This is a genomic window from Streptomyces sp. NPDC001922 (assembly GCF_042891165.1).
Classification (GTDB): domain Bacteria; phylum Actinomycetota; class Actinomycetes; order Streptomycetales; family Streptomycetaceae; genus Streptomyces.
The window spans coordinates 19,718-35,496 of the sequence record NZ_JBIASV010000012.1 but is presented as its reverse complement, the minus strand read 5'-3'; the positions used below and the strand labels follow the sequence as shown (position 1 = coordinate 35,496).

Here is a 15,779-nt window from a genome sequence, read left to right as displayed (position 1 = left end):
TCGTCGCCGTCGGCCGCCGCCCCGGGTGTTCCCGGATCAGACCCCGGGCTGTCCGGGTGCGCGTGTCATGGCCCAGGTGCGCGGACCGCCGCCCGGCAGTGCGTACGCGGCGGTGACCTCGAAGCCGAGGCGCCCGTAGAAGCGCACATTGCGTTCGTCGGAGGTCTCCAGGAACGCGGGCACGCCCGCCTCGTCCGCCGCCCGGAGCCCCGGACGGATCACTGCCGCCCCCAGGCCCTTCCCCTGCTGCTCGGGGTCGACGCCCACGGAACCGAGGAACCACACCGGTTCGGTCGGCCGGTGTGACCCCATGACGGCCTCCGCCTCAGCTGATGCCTGGGCCCGGTCCCCCGAGAGCTCGGCCAGCTGCGGACCGATCTCGGTGAACGCATCCCCGGTACCGGCGGTCTCCGGAGTGGTCCAGACGGCCACCGCCGCGCCGTCGTCGGCCACCCAGACCTGTCCGTGGTCCAGACCGATCCGGGAGATGAACAGTTCGTTGAACCGCGCCAGGCGGGTGAGGAAGTCGTCTGCCGCGATGGTGTGGCGGGCGAAGGGGTAGTGGGCGAAGGCGCGGCCCAGCGTACGGACGGCCCGCGGCAGGTCCTCGCGGGTGGCGAGGCGGACGGCGGGCTGGTTCGTGGTCATGGTCGGTCCCCCGTTCGTGCGGCCCTGTGGTGTCGACTGTCTGCCGTGGAGAGTCGGCACCCTGGCTCATCGCCCAGGACTGGCTCATCGCCCAGGAAAGGAGAGGCCGACCGCTTCGTGAATGGCGATCCCGGCAGAGATGGATATGCCGGGACGCCACGAGCAACAGGCCTGCTCGGGCATGATCCAGGCAAGAGCAAGCGCATGCGCCTTGGCAACCCCATAACCCAGGGAAGGCCTGGCAAGCGCCTCTTTCAAGCCGCCCGTCCTGCGGCCTGTTCCTCCACTGACACCGCCACGAGCAGGCAGCTCTTCCGCCGATCCACCTCCTCAACCGAAACAGTCACGGCGGAAACCCGCTCAGGCGCATTTCCGAAACCTCACCTTGGACTGCCATAGCTACATATGAGCCGTCATAGCCACATAACAGAGGGGAACTACACCTCCGCTTTTCTCCCTCGGCACCGGGAAAGGAGGGTGACCGAATCGATCAGCCGACTCTCGCGCCCTGACCGTGCCCTCCGCCACACCGCCGACCACAGCAGTCGCACCCTGCGGGAGACGGTGGCGGCGGAGCGCCGCACGCGCCCAGGGGTGCCGCGCCCTCCGCGCGCCTCCCGCGCCCCGGCAGACCGCGGGACCGCGATTGACCGGAGAAACGGGCCCATGCTTCACTCCTTGATGTGACTGACACCCGGCTGTGCTTCTGGCGGAGGGTCCATGTGGACCTGCTCCGCTATGCAGGCTGCGTGTGTCGTCCGTCCGTTTGATCCGCATTCCTTCCTCCGCGCGGCCCTCCGCGCCCCTTCGCGATCATTCAGGACGGACCTGTGTCTTCCAGCGCCCTCGGCGACCTCACTGCCCGCGCAACCGCCTCTGTCGTCACCGCACCCGCCGCCCACGACGCTCCGGCAGCCACCCCCTCGACAGGCCGCCGCGCCGCCCCCGGGGAATCGACAGGCCGCCGAACCACCGTCGGCGCCCCGGCCACGTCCGGAACCACCACGGATTCCACCGCCGCCCCCACCGCCGGACCCACCGCACCGGCCGGGCCCACGGCTGCCGAGCTGCTGGACTTCGTGCGCCGCACCGCCGCCGACGCCGAACTCGTCGCCTCGCTCCCCCTCGATCCGGAAGGCCGGACCTGGATGCGGCTCGACGGGCCGGGTGGGAGCGAGGCGTGGCTGATCGGCTGGCCTCCGGGTACCGGCACCGGCTGGCACGATCACGGCGGCTCGCGCGGGGCGTTCGCCACCGCGGGTGGCCGGCTGACCGAGCAGTCCCTTGCGGTGCACCTGCCCACCGAGGGCTGGCGGACGCTCGAACTGGCCGACGGCGTCGACCGGGAGCGCCGTCTGCCCGCCGGACAGGGGCGCGCTTTCGGCGCACACCATGTCCACCAGGTGCTGAATCTGGAGCGGGAGGAGCACGCCGTGTCGGTCCACGCGTACTATCCGCCACTGCCGCTGATGCGCCGCTACAGCCGTACGGGACCGCTGTTGCGCCTGGAGCAGGTCGAGCAGCCCGAGGAGTGGACATGAGTGGGGCACCGCACCGCGGGATCGACGCGGTGCTGGCCGCGGCCCGTGAGCAGCTGGACCGGCTGGAACCGGAGCAGGCGGCGGAAGCCGCGGCCGCAGGGGCCGTTCTGGTCGACATCCGCTATGCCGCGCTGCGTGATCGGGACGGCGTCATCCCGGGCGCACTGATCGTCGAACGCAACGAGCTGGAGTGGCGACTCGACCCACTCGGCAGTCACCGTGTGGCCGAGGCGACCGGTCACGACCTCCCCGTGGTCGTGATCTGCAACGAGGGCTACGCCTCCAGCCTCGCCGCTGTCTCCCTGCGGCAGTTGGGCCTTCACCGCGCCACCGACCTGACCGGCGGTTTCCAGGCCTGGCGTGCTGCCGGCCTGCCGGTGGAGCAGCCATCGGTTCCTCCGCAGCCCACCCCGCCCGCCGTCGGACACTGACCCGGATCGGACACTGGCCTGGATCCGGCTCTGACCCGGGTCCGACTCTGACCCGGGTCCGCCGCGCCGGGGGCACGACCGAACACAGCGGCCGCGACGGATCGCACAGCAGCCAGGCCGGTGACCAGCAGCGCAGCCCGGTGACCCAGCACAGGGCGGGCGAGCGGAACGTGGAGCGGCCGAGCGGCGACGGTCACGCAAGGCGCCGTCCGGGCCGGCCGCCTCCCGCCCGTACGTGACCCCGGCCCCCGCCACTGTCCCGGGGCGCTTTCCCGCCGCCCGGCCTGGCGAAGGCCACGCCCCGCCCGGGGCGCGCACGGGTCGGGCACGGGTCGGGCACGGGTCGGGCACGGGTCGGGCACGGGTCACGCACGGCTGAGAGATCCGACTCCGGTCACCCCTCCGGGAGTTGGTACTCCAGGAGCTCCGGATCCTCGCCCTCCTGCTCCAGGGCCTGCCGGACGACACGGAGTGCCAGGCCCTCGGAGTAGCCCTTGCGGGCCAGCATTCCGGCGAGGCGGCGGATCCGCTTCTCCCGGTCGAGGCCCCGGGTCGCCCGCAGCTTGCGCTGCACCAGGTCGCGGGCGGTCTCCTCCTCCTGCTCCGGATGGAGCTGCCCGACCGCCCCGTCGATCAGTGCCGGGTCGACGCCCTTGGTACGGAGTTCGCGGGCGAGGGCGCGGCGGGCGAGGCCCCGTCCGTGGTGGCGGGACTCGACCCAGGCGTCCGCGAACGCGGCGTCGTTGATGAGCCCGACGTCCTCGAAGCGGGACAGCACCTCGTCCGCGACCTCGTCCGGGATGCCGCGCTTGGCCAGTGCGTCCGCGAGCTGTTTGCGGGTGCGCGGAGTCCCGGTGAGCAGTCGCAGGCAGATGGCCCGCGCCTGCTCACCGGGGTCGCGCGGCGCCCCCCGCTCGGCCCTCGACGAGCCGGGCGCGCCGTCGTCGGGGCGGACCTCGCCGCCGTCGCCGGCGTCCCCCCAGTCGGTTCGTCGCGTCATGAACTAGCTCTTGGCCGCGGTGGCCTTGGTCGTCTTGGCGGCCTTGGCCGCGGCGGGTGCCTTCGACGCGGCGGCCGGCTCCGCTGCCGCCACCGCGGCGTCCGCACCCGGCGCGGTGTCCTGCGACTGCGGCTTCACACCGATGCCCAGCTTCTCCTTGATCTTCTTCTCGATCTCGTTGCCCAGGTCGGGGTTGTCCTTGAGGAACTTGCGGGCGTTCTCCTTGCCCTGCCCCAGCTGATCGCCCTCATAGGTGTACCAGGCACCGGACTTGCGGATGAAGCCGTGCTCGACGCCCATGTCGATCAGACCGCCCTCGCGGCTGATCCCCTCGCCGTAGAGGATGTCGAACTCCGCCTGCTTGAAGGGCGGTGCGACCTTGTTCTTGACGACCTTGCAGCGGGTGCGGTTGCCGACCGCGTCGGTGCCGTCCTTCAGGGTCTCGATCCGGCGGATGTCGATGCGCACCGAGGCGTAGAACTTCAGCGCCCGGCCACCGGTCGTCGTCTCCGGGGAGCCGAACATCACGCCGATCTTCTCGCGGAGCTGGTTGATGAAGATCGCGGTGGTCCGGGACTGGTTCAGCGCGCTGGTGATCTTGCGCAGCGCCTGGCTCATCAGCCGGGCCTGGAGGCCGACGTGGGAGTCGCCCATCTCGCCCTCGATCTCCGCACGGGGCACCAGGGCCGCCACGGAGTCGATGACGATGAGGTCGAGGGCGCCGGACCGGACCAGCATGTCCACGATCTCCAGCGCCTGCTCCCCGGTGTCCGGCTGGGAGAGGATGAGATTGTCCGTGTCGACACCGAGCGCCCGGGCGTACTCGGGGTCGAGGGCGTGCTCCGCGTCGACGAAGGCGACGGTGCCGCCCGCCTTCTGCGCATTGGCCACCGCGTGCAGCGTGAGAGTCGTCTTGCCGGAGGACTCCGGCCCGTAGACCTCGACCACGCGGCCACGCGGCAGTCCGCCGACGCCGAGGGCGACGTCGAGAGCGGTCGACCCGGTGGGAATGACCTCGATGGGGTCGTTCGGCCGGTCACCGAGGCGCATGACGGCGCCCTTGCCGAATTGCCGTTCAATCTGTGCGAGCGCGGCGTCGAGCGCCTTCTCGCGGTCGGTTCCTGCCATGGGTTCCACCCGGTTTGCTTGAGTCGATCGCTTCACGTCCACGACGCTAACGCCTGCCACTGACAATGCGCCCGGGCGTCGTCCGGCCTGTGGACAACCAGAGCCGGCACCCCCATATGAATGGATGTTCGATTTTACTGTCAAGCACCCACGCCCGTGCGTCATGAAGGGCCCGATGCGGCCTGGCCGGCGGGGTGGACGGGTGCCCGCGCGCCCGGAGCCGGCTCCCGTGCGCCCCCGCCCGGGAGGGCTCAGCGCCGCCGGCGCAGCCACCGCCAGAACCGGACCGCGAGCGGCGTGCCCGGGCCCCGGCGCGGCCGCCGGCCGTCCACCCTGCGGTCGTCGGTGACGTCGTACCGCCGCACATAGGCACCGAGAAATGCCTGCAGGGTCGCCGTCGCCGGAATCGCGATCAGCGCGCCGACCGCGCCCAGCAGCGCGGTGCCCGCCACCACCGAGCCGAAGGCGACGGCCGGGTGCATGTCCACGGTCCTGGCGGTGATGCGCGGCTGCAGCAGATAGTTCTCGAACTGCTGGTAGACCACCACGAACCCGAGGACCCACACGGCGTACCAGGGGTTGACGGTGAAGGCGAGGAGTACCGGCAGCGCCCCGGCCAGGTAGGTGCCGATGGTGGGGATGAACTGGGAGATCACGCCGACCCACAGCCCCAGCGCCGGGGCGTACGGCACCCCGAGCACCTCCAGCAGGGCGTAGTGGGCGAACCCGGAGATCAGCGCCATCAGCCCACGGGAGTAGAGGTATCCACCGGTCTTGACGACCGCGATCTCCCAGGCCCGCAGCACCTCCGCCTGCCGCGCCGGGGGCAGCACCGAGCACACGGCCCGCCGCAGCCGCGGCCCGTCGGCGGCGAGGTAGAAGGAGAACAGCAGCACGGTGAGGGCCTGGAACAGCCCGCCGAGGACGGTCGCGGAGACGTCCAGCACCCCGGAGGCGCTGTTCTGGACGTAGCGCTTCAGCCAGTCGGACCTGAGCAGACTGGTCTGGATGTCCACGCGGGAGAGGCTCGTGTGGAAGGTGTCGTTGATCCAGCGGATCACCGAGTCCACATAGCTCGGGAAGTTCTCCACCAGGTCGACGATCTGGCCGGCGAGCATCGAGCCGAGCAGCACGAAGAACCCGGCGAAGAAGGTCACCACCCCGAGGAAGACCAGCGCGGTGGCGAGGCCGCGGCGCATCCCGCGTCCGGCCATCCGGTCCACCGCGGGCTCGACGGCGAGCGCCACGAAGAAGGCGATCAGGATGTTGACCAGGAGCCCGATCAGCTGGTGGAAGGCCCAGCTCGCCAGCTGGAACGCGGCGAAGAGCGCCAGTGCCAGCACCATGGCCCGGGGCAGCCAGCGGGGCATGCGCTCGCCGCGCGCCGGCTGCGGTCGGGATCGGCCGTCGTCCTCAGCGGGTTCATCTGCTGCCACCCGGTCAGTCTGTCCTACCGCGCCGCGCGGGGCTGTGCCACCCTGCATTTCCGCACCCCGCACCGCCCGGGCCCCGTGCCCGGCCGGGAACCGTCCGGCCGGCGCCGGACCACTGTGAAGGCGGAGCTCCGGTACCGACGGGTTCCCGCACAGATCTCAGACTCCGGTGCCGACCCGTACCTCGGTACCGACCGGCGCTTCGGCCCGGGCCGGGCCCCTCAGCGCCTCTCCGGGGGCACCTCCATGGCGGCGCACACCCCGCGCCAGACGTCCTTCGCGCTCCACCCCGCGGCCAGTGCCTCGTGCACGGTCCGGCCGCCCAGCTCGGACATCACATGATCGCGTGCGAACGAGTCCGCGTACGCCTCACCGAAGTGCTCCGCCATCCGCTGCCAGAAGACCGTCAACCGCATGACCCCAGTATCCCGCCCTGGGGGTGCAGCACCGCACTTGCCGCCGACCGGGTGCGCATTCCGCCCTACCGTCGGTGCATGGCCCGCACCGGAGCAACTCCTCTCGCCCGCGCCGAGCAGTTCGTCTGGCTCACCGCCCGCGTCCTCGAGCAGCGCAGATTCGCGTACCACTTCCCGTCCGGAAGCCTCGGGGAGGAGGACCGGTCCCGCGCCGCGGACGCCGTGGAGGCGGCGCTGGCCGCCTACGGCACGGCCGACGGGGGCTACGGCTACGCCCTCGAACCCGATCTGCGCGGGCCGGTCGGCCAGCCGCTGCACGCCGCGCTCGCCCTGCGGATCCTCGACGGAGTCGGCCGCTGCCACAGCCGCCGGACGGAGCGGCTGTGCCAGTACCTGACGGAGATCTCCAACGACGACGGGGCGCTCCCCGCGGTCCACCCGTCGCTGCGCGGCCATCCGGCGGCGCCCTGGATCCCGGTCGTGGACGACCCGCCGAGCGATCTGCTCACGACCGGGCCGGTGGTGGGGCTGCTGCACCGCAACGAGGTGTGGCACGCGTGGCTGTTCCGGGCCACCGACTTCTGCTGGTCGGCGGTGGAGACCCTGGAGCGCACCCATCCCTACGAGGTCATGGCGGCGGTGGCCTTCCTCGACGGCGCCCCGGACCGGTCCCGCGCGGCCGCGGCGGCGGAACGGCTGGGGCGGCTGGTGCGGGAGCAGGGGCTCGCGGTCCTGGAGCCGGACCGGGCCGGCGCCTACCCGCTGCCGGAGGGCTACGGGCCGGAGGAGTACCACTACGCCCACGACTACGCGCGGGACCCGGGCTCCCTGGCCCGGCGCTGGTTCACCGACGCCGAGATGGAGCGGTCGCTGGACCACCTCGCGGATACGCAGCAGGAGGACGGCGGCTGGCCGGTCCGCTGGCGCGCGTGGGCACCGGGGACCGCGCTGGAGGGGCGGCCGATGGTGACCCTGGACGCGCTGCTGACGCTCCGCGCTTTCGGCCGCCCCCTCGCGTGAGCCGGGGCGCGCAAGCCCGGGAGCGCGCCGGCCCCGGTGCGAAGCGCACCGTGGTGCACCGGCGCGGGTGCCCCTCCGCTGGGCCGGTCCCGTCCGCGGAACCGGGAGCCGCTATCCGGCGATCGCCCGCACCCCTGCCGTGACCAGCACCGCGACGGCGACGACCACCAGGAAGGGGGCGCGCAGCACCAGCGCCAGCGCCGCCGCCACGAGCCCCGCCGCGCGAGCGTCCAGGACGAGTGTGCGGCCGTCGCCCCCGAACGTCTGGATCGCGATCAGCGCGGAGAGGAGCGCGACCGGCAGCAGGGCCGCGAGCTGTTTGACCCGGGGACGTTCCAGCACGCCCGCGGGGACCGACAGGCCCAGCAGTTTCACCAGGTAGCAGCCGACGGCGGTGAGGCCGATGGCGATCCAGACACTCATCGGGCGTCCTCGCTCTCCCGGCGGGACTCGGTCTCCGCCGCGCCGTCCTCGGCCGTCCCCTCCGCCGTTTCACCGTCCGCACCGCCCGGCGCCCTGCGTCCCCGCACGGCCAGCACGACGGGTGCGGCGAGCGCCGCCATCAGCACCGGGACCCCCGCCGGGAGCAGCGGGTGGCAGACGAGCGCGATCACCACGGCCGCACCGGCCACCGCGCGCTCCGCGGTGCCGCGCAGCATGGGAGCCAGCAGCGCGAGGAAGACCGCGGGACCCGCCACGTCCAGTCCCCAGGCGGCGGGATCGCCGAGGGCCGCGGCGCCGAGCGCTCCGAGCAGCGTGGTCAGGTTCCACAGCACGTACAGCGTCAGGCCGGTGACGGTGAACCCGATGCGGGCGCTGCGGCGGTCCGGCTGGGCCAGCGCCACCACGGAGGTCTCGTCGATCACCCAGTGCGCGGCCGCCGGCCGCACCGCCCGGGGCAGCCGGAGCAGCTGGGAGAGCCGCAGCCCGTAGAAGGCGTTGCGGACGCCGAGGAAGAAGGCCCCGGCCGCGGCGGTGACCGGGTTGCCGCCCGCTGCCAGCGCGCCCACCAGCGCGAACTGCGACGCGCCGGTGAAGACGAGGAGGCTCAGCGCGCAGGTCTGCAGGAGGGTCAGCCCGGCTCCCGCGGACGTGACGCCGAACGCGAAGCCGGAGAGCCCCACGGCGACACCGACGCCGAGCGCGTCCCGGACCACCGCGGCGTCGGGCCGGGTCTCCGGCTGTGGATCGGGGGTCGGTATGTGTTCTGCCACGCCCGTCACGCTAGGGGGCGGCGCCGGGCCCGGTCTTGTACGTTCTTGCGCCCCGTACGGCGCGTCCGCGCAGGTCCGCGCCGGGCGGAGCGCCGTGTGCCGCGGCGCCGCGCTCCCGCTGGTACGCCCCCGGCGGGACGCCGACGATCCGGCTGAAGTGCCGGTTCAGATGGGGCTGGTCGGTGAACCCCACCACGGCGGCGGCCTCGGCGGGTGCCGTGCCGGCGTCCAGCAGCGTGCGCGCCCGGCGCACCCGGGCGTCCGTGAGCCAGGCGTGCGGCGGCATCCCGTACGCCCTGCGGAAGGCCCGGAGCAGGGCGAACGGTCCCACGCCCACCTCCGACGCCAGCCCCTCCAGCGTCGGCGGCTCGGCCATCCGGTCGAGGAGCAGTTCCCGGGCGTGTGCGGCGGCGGCCGCCGCCGGGCCGTCCCGCTCCGGCCCGGCCCCGGCGGCGGTCCCGCAGCGCTGGAGGAGCCGGGCGACGGCCTGCCGCAGCAGGGTGTCCGCGGCCAGCGCGTTGTTCTGCTCGGCGGCGCGGTGGACCTCGGCGATGAGGTGTCCGGCCACCGGGTCGTCGAGCACCGTCTCGCTGAACGACGGGGTGCCCCGCAGCGGGGCGACGTCGGCCGCCACCCCCGCGACCACGTCGACGGACGGGTACAGGACCCGGTAGGTCCAGCCCCCGCTCTCCCCCGGGTACGCGGTGTGCGGAACGTCCGGGTTGATCAGGATCACCCCTCCGGCGCCGACCCGCTCGGCGCCCCGGGGCAGCCCCACGCCCTCCACCCCGCCGGTGACAGTGGCGACCACGAAGCCGTCGTGGGCGTGCCGGGCGAAGGTGTGACGGACGTAGCGGGCGCTGAGCAGGTCGACGCCGGGCAGCCCGGGGTGCTGCCAGTAGCGTGCGTTCTCCTGGCTCCCCATGGGGCCATTGTGCCTGCTCGGAGACTGTGCCGACGGGCGTGGAACGGCGGTCGGCGACACGGCGCCGCCGCGCCCGGGGCACCGTCCCGCGCCGCTCCGGTGCGCGCACCCGGCCCGTTGTCAGTCCCCGGGTGCACGATGGGGAACATGCCGCACGACCCGGCCTCGGCCCTCGACACCTTCTCCCCCGCGACCCGTGCCTGGTTCGCCGGGGCGTTCAGCGCGCCCACCCCCGCGCAGGCGGGCGCCTGGCAGGCCATCGACGAGGGTTCGGACGTGCTGGTGGTGGCCCCGACCGGCTCGGGCAAGACGCTCGCCGCCTTCCTCTCCGCCCTCGACCGGCTGGCGGCCGCCCCACCGCCCGCCGACCCGAGGAAGCGCTGCCGGGTGCTCTACGTCTCGCCGCTCAAGGCCCTCGCGGTGGACGTCGAGCGGAACCTCCGCAGCCCGCTGACCGGCATCCGGCACGAGGCGCTGCGGCTCGGGCTGCCGGAGCCCGAGGTACGGGTCGCGATCCGTTCGGGCGACACCCCGGCGGCCGAGCGCCGCGCGATCGCCACCCGCCCGCCGGACATCCTGATCACCACGCCCGAGTCGCTGTTCCTGATGCTGACCTCGTCGGCGCGGGAGGCGCTGGCCGGGGTGGAGACGGTCATCGTGGACGAGGTGCACGCCGTGGCGGGCACCAAGCGGGGCGCCCATCTGGCCCTCTCCCTGGAGCGGCTGGACGAGCTGCTGGAGCGGCCCGCCCGGCGGATCGGCCTGTCCGCCACCGTGCGGCCGGTGGACGAGGTCGCCCGCTTCCTGTCGCCGCAGCGCCGGGCGAAGATCGTGCAGCCGCCGTCCGGCAAGGAGTTCGACCTGTCCGTGGTCGTGCCCGTGGAGGATCTCGGGGAGCTGGGCGGCTCCCCGGCCACCGGCGCGGAGGGCGGCGGGCAGGGCGAGAAGCCGTCCGTCTGGCCGCAGGTGGAGGAGCGGATCGCGGACCTGGTGGAGGCCCACCGGTCCACCATCGTCTTCGCGAACTCCCGGCGCCTCGCCGAGCGGCTGTGCAACCGGCTGAACGAGATCGCCTACGAGCGCGCCACGGGCGAGCCGCTGCCCGAGGCCCACTCCCCCGCCGAGCTGATGGGCGGCTCCGGCGCGGCGAACGGCGCACCCCCGGTGCTGGCCCGGGCGCACCACGGATCGGTCTCCAAGGAGCAGCGCTCCCTGGTCGAGGAGGATCTGAAGGCGGGCCGGCTGCCGGCCGTGGTCGCGACGTCCAGCCTCGAGCTGGGCATCGACATGGGGGCCGTGGACCTGGTCGTACAGGTCGAGTCCCCGCCCTCGGTCGCCTCCGGCCTCCAGCGGGTGGGCCGGGCCGGGCACCAGGTGGGGGCGGTGTCCACGGGGGTGGTCTTCCCCAAGTACCGCGGTGACCTGGTGCAGGCGGCCGTAGTCACCGAGCGGATGCGCAGCGGCGCCATCGAGGCGCTGCGCGTCCCGGCCAATCCGCTGGACGTCCTGGCTCAGCAGATCGTCGCCATGACGTCCCTGGACAGCTGGGACGTGGACGAGCTGCTGGCGGTGGTCCGCCGGGCCGCGCCGTTCGCGTCACTGCCCGAGTCCGCCTACACCGCGGTGCTCGACATGCTCGCGGGCCGCTATCCGTCGGACGCCTTCGCCGAGCTGCGCCCGCGCCTGGTGTGGGACCGGGTGGCGGGCACGGTCACCGGCCGTCCGGGCGCGCAGCGGCTGGCGGTGACCTCCGGCGGCACCATCCCGGACCGCGGTCTGTTCGGCGTCTTCCTGGCCGGCGCCGACCCGAAGAAGGGCGGCGGCCGGGTCGGCGAGCTCGACGAGGAAATGGTCTACGAGTCGCGCGTCGGCGACGTCTTCACCCTGGGCACCACCACCTGGCGGATCGAGGACATCACCCGCGACCGGGTGCTGGTCTCGCCCGCGCCGGGAGTGCCGGGGCGGCTGCCGTTCTGGAAGGGCGACCAGCTGGGCCGCCCGCTGGAACTGGGCCGTGCGCTGGGCGCGTTCCTCCGCGAGGTGGGCGCCCTCACCGAGGAGGACGCACGGCTGCGGCTGCTCGCGGCGGGCCTGGACGCCTGGGCGGCCGACAACGTCCTGGCCTACCTCGCGGAGCAGCGCCAGGCGTGCGGACACGTCCCGGACGACCGGACCATCGTGGTGGAGCGCTTCCGCGACGAGCTGGGCGACTGGCGGGTCGTCGTCCACTCCCCCTTCGGTGCGCAGGTCCACGCCCCGTGGGCGCTGGCGCTGGCCGCCCGGCTCTCCGAGCGCCACGGCATGGACGCCCAGGTGATGCACGCCGACGACGGCATCGTGCTGCGGCTGCCCGACGCGGATCTCATGGGCCTGGACCTGCTCGACATGGAGCCGGAGCCGTCGCGATCCGGGCGGGAGTACGACGACGGGCAGTCCCCGGTCGGCGCCGCGGACGTCGCCTTCGACCAGGGCGAGGTGGAGCAGCTGGTGACCGACCAGGTCGGCAGCTCGGCCCTGTTCGCCTCCCGCTTCCGGGAGTGCGCGGCCCGGGCCCTGCTGCTGCCGCGCCGCAATCCCGGCAAGCGGACCCCGCTGTGGCAGCAGCGCCAGCGCGCCGCGCAGCTGCTCCAGGTGGCGTCCGAGTTCGGCTCGTTCCCGATCGTCCTGGAGGCGGTCCGCGAGTGCCTCCAGGACGTCTTCGACGTTCCGGGTCTGACCGAGCTGATGGGGGACATCGAGGCCCGGCGCGTGCGGCTCGTCGAGGTCACCACCCCGGAGCCGTCCCCCTTCGCCCGGTCGCTGCTCTTCGGCTATGTCGCGCAGTACCTCTACGAGGGCGACTCCCCGCTGGCGGAGCGGCGGGCGGCCGCCCTCTCCCTGGACTCCAGGCTGCTCGCCGAGCTGCTGGGCCAGGCGGAGCTGCGCGAACTGCTCGACGCCGAGGTGCTGGCCGAGCTGGAGCGGGAGCTGCAGTGGCGCACCGAGGACCGGCGGGTCAAGGACGTCGAGGGCGTCGCCGACGTGCTGCGGCTGCTCGGCCCGCTGACCGACGCCGAGCTCGCCGAGCGCGGTGCCGAACGGCCCTGGGCGCAGGAGCTGGCGGACGCCCGCCGGGCGATCCGGGTGCGGATCGCGGGCGCCGGCCACTGGGCCGCCGTCGAGGACGCCGGCCGGCTGCGGGACGCGCTGGGCACCGCCCTGCCGGTGGGTGTCCCGGAGGCGTTCACCGAACCGGTCAAGGATCCGCTGGGCGACCTCCTCGCCCGGTACGCCCGCACCCACGGTCCGTTCACCTCGGCGGCGGCCGCGGAGCGGTTCGGTCTCGGACCGGCCGTCACCGAGGGCGCGCTGCACCGGCTGTCCGCGGCGGGCCGGGTGGTCCAGGGCGAGTTCCACCCCGCCGGGATCGGCCAGGAGTGGTGCGACAGCGCGGTGCTGCGGCGGCTGCGGCGGCGGTCCCTGGCCGCGCTCCGGGAGGAGCTGGAGCCGGTGGCCCCACCGGTGCTCGCCTCCTTCCTGCCGCAGTGGCAGCACGTCGGCACCCACAGCCTGCGGGGGATCGACGGACTGGTGCGGGCGGTCGAGCAGTTGCAGGGCGCCCCCGTGCCGGCGTCCGCGCTGGAGAAGCTGGTGCTCCCCACCCGGGTGACGGGCTACGGCCCGACGATGCTCGACGAGCTGACCGCCGCGGGCGAGGTCGTCTGGGCCGGCGCCGGGGCCCTGCCCGGCAAGGACGGCTGGGTGTCGCTGTACCTGGCCGACGCGGCACCCCTGCTGCTGCCGCCGCCGCATCCGCTGGAAACCGGTCCCGTCCACCGGGCGGTGCTCGACGCACTGGCCGGTGGCTACGGGCTGTTCTTCCGCCAGATCGCCGACCAGGTCCGGGCGGCCCATCCGGACTGCACCGATCCGCAGCTGGCGGACGCCGTGTGGGAGCTCGCCTGGGCGGGCCTGCTCACCAACGACACCCTCGCGCCGCTGCGCTCCCTGCTGGGCTCGGGCCGGACCGCGGGCGCCACCGCGCACCGCGCGAAGCGCGCCGTCCCCCGCGGCCGGTACGGCTCGCTCACCGGCCGGACCCCCCGGCCCACCGCGTCCCGGGCCGGTCCGCCGACGGTGGCGGGCCGCTGGTCGCTGCTGCCTCCGCGGGAGAGCGAGAGCACCCACCGGGCCCATGCCCGGGCCCGAACGCTCCTGGACCGGCACGGCGTCGTGACCCGCGGCGCGGTCGCGGCCGAGGGAGTGGAGGGCGGATTCGCCGCCGCGTACCGCGTGCTGTCCGCCTTCGAGGAGACCGGCCAGGCGCGCCGCGGCTATGTGGTGGAGGGCCTCGGCGCCGCGCAGTTCGCCATGGACGGAGCGGTGGACCGGCTCCGCGCCGTCGGCACGGCCCGGGACCGCGAGGGGGCGGAGGACCCCGGCGCGTACCCCCGCCCGGCCGGCCACGGTGGTTCCGGCCGCCCGGGGGGCCGGGGCCGTGCAGTGGTCCTCGCCGCGGCCGACCCCGCGAACGCCTACGGAGCCGCCCTGCCCTGGCCCGAACCGCCCACGGGCGCCGGCCACAAACCGGGACGCAAGGCGGGCGCCCTGGTGGTGCTGGTCGACGGCGATCCGGTGCTCTACGTCGAGCGCGGCGGCAGGACACTGCTCGCCTGGCCGGGGCCCGACGCGGAGAGCCCCCTCGGCGACGCCCGGCTGCAGGCGGCCGCCGAGGCACTGGCGCAGGCGGCCCGGGACGGCGCGCTGGGCACCGTCACGGTGGAGCGGGCCAACGGAGCCCCGGCACTCTCCTCCCCCGTCGGGCGCGCCCTGGAGGCAGCGGGCTTCCACCCCACCCCACGGGGCCTGCGCCTGCGGGGTGCCTGAGGCGGACGTCCACCGGCCCGCCGACGTCCCCGCCGACCGGCACCCAACGCCCCGCACCAGTACCCGGCACCCGGCACCCGGCACCCGGCACCCGGCACCCGGCACCCGGCACCCGAGGATCGTCGGCCGATGGCCGCCGACCGGCCACCGTCGCGCGCATCCAGCGCCCGGTGGCCCACCGAGGCTCCACCGGCCGGCCCGCGAGCGCGGCATCATGGCTGCATGCCCGAAGGAGACAGCGTCTGGCGGACGGCCCGGCGGCTGGACGAGGCCCTGGCCGGCGCACGTCTCGTCCGCTCCGACCTCCGGGTGCCCCGGCTGGCCACCGCCGATCTGTCGGGACGTGAGGTGCACGAGGTGGTGGCGCGCGGCAAACACCTGCTCACCCGCGTCGAGGGCGGGCTGACCCTCCACTCCCATCTGCGCATGGAGGGCGCCTGGCACGTCTACACCCCCGGCGAACGCTGGCGGGGCGGCCCCGACCACCAGATCCGCGCCGTGCTGACCACCGCGGACCACGCCGCCGTCGGCTATCGGCTCCCCGTGCTCGACCTGCTGCGGACGGCCGACGAGGACAGCGTGGTGGGGCACCTCGGCCCGGACCCGCTCGGCCCCGACTGGGACGCCACCCTGGCGCTGCGGCGGCTGCTCGCCGACCCGTCCCGCCCGCTCGGCGAGGCCCTGCTCGACCAGCGCAATCTGGCCGGCATCGGCAATGTCTACAAGTCCGAACTGTGCTTCATGGCGGGCGCCACCCCGTGGCTCCCGGTCGGCGAGACCCGCGCCCCGGACCGGCTGGTCGCCCTGGCCCGGCGCCTGCTGGAGGCCAACCGGAACCGCACCGCCCGGGTCACCACCGCCGACCCCCGGCGCGACCACCGGCTGTGGGTCTACGGCCGGGCGGGCCGGCCCTGCCGGCGCTGCGGCACCACCGTGCTCACCGCCGGCCAGGGCCCGGCGGGCCAGGAACGCACCACCTACTGGTGCCCTTCCTGCCAGTCCGGGCCTTCCCCGCGGAGCGGCTGACGCACCCGGACGGCCCGGGCCACCGACAGGCCGACGGACGGGACGCCAGGACCGGTGCAGGGAGCCGGCCGCGAATCGCGCCGGGAACCACCGGTGCCGGAACCACGCCCCCCCACCAATTGACGCACCGT

14 protein-coding genes are annotated in these 15,779 nt (G+C 74.4%); 6 read left to right on the top strand and 8 right to left on the bottom strand.

Annotated features, from left to right (window positions below; all coding sequences use genetic code 11):
- Positions 1 to 36: 36 nt before the first annotated feature.
- Positions 37 to 648 carry a GNAT family N-acetyltransferase gene (locus tag ACFYYR_RS22710; protein ID WP_388856397.1) on the bottom strand — a complete coding sequence of 204 codons (612 nt, stop codon included), beginning with the start codon at positions 646 to 648 and terminating at the stop codon, positions 37 to 39.
- A 683-nt stretch (positions 649 to 1,331) separates the two neighbouring features.
- On the opposite strand from ACFYYR_RS22710, the gene ACFYYR_RS22705 reads away from it, so the two are divergent.
- Genes ACFYYR_RS22705 through ACFYYR_RS22695 form a run of 3 tightly spaced genes read left to right on the top strand, consistent with a single transcriptional unit; the run spans position 1,332 to position 2,620 of the window.
- Complete coding sequence (locus ACFYYR_RS22705; RefSeq protein ID WP_388856942.1) at positions 1,332 to 1,418, top strand: putative leader peptide; 87 nt, start codon at positions 1,332 to 1,334, stop codon at positions 1,416 to 1,418.
- A 60-nt stretch (positions 1,419 to 1,478) separates the two neighbouring features.
- A complete protein-coding gene (locus tag ACFYYR_RS22700; RefSeq protein ID WP_388856394.1) occupies positions 1,479 to 2,189 on the top strand; it encodes a cysteine dioxygenase in 711 nt (236 codons plus the stop codon).
- Positions 2,186 to 2,620, top strand: a complete 435-nt coding sequence (locus ACFYYR_RS22695) for a rhodanese-like domain-containing protein (protein ID WP_388856391.1) — start codon at positions 2,186 to 2,188, stop codon at positions 2,618 to 2,620. The genes ACFYYR_RS22700 and ACFYYR_RS22695 overlap by 4 nt, the downstream gene beginning before the upstream one ends.
- Before the next feature lie 394 nt (positions 2,621 to 3,014).
- Here the strand turns inward: ACFYYR_RS22695 and recX are convergent, their stop codons facing one another.
- The 4 genes from recX to ACFYYR_RS22675 all read right to left on the bottom strand — a co-directional run bounded on the left by recX (position 3,015) and on the right by ACFYYR_RS22675 (position 6,597).
- Positions 3,015 to 3,620, bottom strand: coding sequence for a recombination regulator RecX (gene recX / locus ACFYYR_RS22690; RefSeq protein ID WP_388856388.1), 606 nt, complete (start codon positions 3,618 to 3,620; stop codon positions 3,015 to 3,017).
- Between the two features lie 3 nt (positions 3,621 to 3,623).
- Positions 3,624 to 4,748: a recombinase RecA gene (recA, locus tag ACFYYR_RS22685; RefSeq protein WP_388856385.1), complete on the bottom strand. Its 1,125-nt coding sequence runs from the start codon at positions 4,746 to 4,748 to the stop codon at positions 3,624 to 3,626.
- A gap of 251 nt (positions 4,749 to 4,999) precedes the next feature.
- Positions 5,000 to 6,118 (bottom strand): AI-2E family transporter, encoded by a 1,119-nt coding sequence (locus tag ACFYYR_RS22680; protein ID WP_388856939.1) that lies wholly within the window; start codon positions 6,116 to 6,118, stop codon positions 5,000 to 5,002.
- A 284-nt stretch (positions 6,119 to 6,402) separates the two neighbouring features.
- Entirely contained in the window at positions 6,403 to 6,597 is a 195-nt protein-coding gene (locus ACFYYR_RS22675) for a DUF3046 domain-containing protein (protein WP_388856382.1), read from the bottom strand.
- Between the two features lie 78 nt (positions 6,598 to 6,675).
- On the opposite strand from ACFYYR_RS22675, the gene ACFYYR_RS22670 reads away from it, so the two are divergent.
- Positions 6,676 to 7,617, top strand: a complete 942-nt coding sequence (locus ACFYYR_RS22670) for a hypothetical protein (RefSeq protein ID WP_388856379.1) — start codon at positions 6,676 to 6,678, stop codon at positions 7,615 to 7,617.
- Positions 7,618 to 7,728: 111 nt separating this feature from the next.
- Here ACFYYR_RS22670 and ACFYYR_RS22665 read toward each other — a convergent pair whose 3' ends face one another.
- Genes ACFYYR_RS22665 through ACFYYR_RS22655 form a run of 3 tightly spaced genes read right to left on the bottom strand, consistent with a single transcriptional unit; the run spans position 7,729 to position 9,756 of the window.
- A complete protein-coding gene (locus ACFYYR_RS22665) occupies positions 7,729 to 8,040 on the bottom strand; it encodes an AzlD domain-containing protein (RefSeq protein WP_388856376.1) in 312 nt (103 codons plus the stop codon).
- Positions 8,037 to 8,840, bottom strand: a complete 804-nt coding sequence (locus ACFYYR_RS22660; protein WP_388856373.1) for an AzlC family ABC transporter permease — start codon at positions 8,838 to 8,840, stop codon at positions 8,037 to 8,039. The genes ACFYYR_RS22665 and ACFYYR_RS22660 overlap by 4 nt, the downstream gene beginning before the upstream one ends.
- Position 8,841: 1 nt before the next feature.
- Positions 8,842 to 9,756, bottom strand: a complete 915-nt coding sequence (locus tag ACFYYR_RS22655; RefSeq protein WP_388856370.1) for an AraC family transcriptional regulator — start codon at positions 9,754 to 9,756, stop codon at positions 8,842 to 8,844.
- 147 nt (positions 9,757 to 9,903) lie between these two features.
- Here ACFYYR_RS22655 and ACFYYR_RS22650 point away from each other — a divergent pair, with 147 nt between their 5' ends.
- Positions 9,904 to 14,622: an ATP-dependent helicase gene (locus ACFYYR_RS22650; protein WP_388856367.1), complete on the top strand. Its 4,719-nt coding sequence runs from the start codon at positions 9,904 to 9,906 to the stop codon at positions 14,620 to 14,622.
- 222 nt (positions 14,623 to 14,844) lie between these two features.
- Positions 14,845 to 15,648: a DNA-formamidopyrimidine glycosylase family protein gene (locus ACFYYR_RS22645; protein WP_388856363.1), complete on the top strand. Its 804-nt coding sequence runs from the start codon at positions 14,845 to 14,847 to the stop codon at positions 15,646 to 15,648.
- Positions 15,649 to 15,779 lie beyond the last annotated feature (131 nt).

What these genes read in the sequence shown, in the direction of transcription:
- ACFYYR_RS22710 (WP_388856397.1), bottom strand. Translation starts at nt 648, where the DNA reads ATGACCACGAACCAGCCCGCCGTCCGCCTCGCCACCCGCGAGGACCTG.
- ACFYYR_RS22695 (WP_388856391.1), top strand. Translation starts at nt 2,186, where the DNA reads ATGAGTGGGGCACCGCACCGCGGGATCGACGCGGTGCTGGCCGCGGCC.
- recX (WP_388856388.1), bottom strand. Translation starts at nt 3,620, where the DNA reads ATGACGCGACGAACCGACTGGGGGGACGCCGGCGACGGCGGCGAGGTC.
- recA (WP_388856385.1), bottom strand. Translation starts at nt 4,748, where the DNA reads ATGGCAGGAACCGACCGCGAGAAGGCGCTCGACGCCGCGCTCGCACAG.
- ACFYYR_RS22680 (WP_388856939.1), bottom strand. Translation starts at nt 6,118, where the DNA reads ATGCCCCGCTGGCTGCCCCGGGCCATGGTGCTGGCACTGGCGCTCTTC.
- ACFYYR_RS22675 (WP_388856382.1), bottom strand. Translation starts at nt 6,597, where the DNA reads ATGCGGTTGACGGTCTTCTGGCAGCGGATGGCGGAGCACTTCGGTGAG.
- ACFYYR_RS22670 (WP_388856379.1), top strand. Translation starts at nt 6,676, where the DNA reads ATGGCCCGCACCGGAGCAACTCCTCTCGCCCGCGCCGAGCAGTTCGTC.
- ACFYYR_RS22665 (WP_388856376.1), bottom strand. Translation starts at nt 8,040, where the DNA reads ATGAGTGTCTGGATCGCCATCGGCCTCACCGCCGTCGGCTGCTACCTG.
- ACFYYR_RS22655 (WP_388856370.1), bottom strand. Translation starts at nt 9,756, where the DNA reads ATGGGGAGCCAGGAGAACGCACGCTACTGGCAGCACCCCGGGCTGCCC.
- ACFYYR_RS22650 (WP_388856367.1), top strand. Translation starts at nt 9,904, where the DNA reads ATGCCGCACGACCCGGCCTCGGCCCTCGACACCTTCTCCCCCGCGACC.
- ACFYYR_RS22645 (WP_388856363.1), top strand. Translation starts at nt 14,845, where the DNA reads ATGCCCGAAGGAGACAGCGTCTGGCGGACGGCCCGGCGGCTGGACGAG.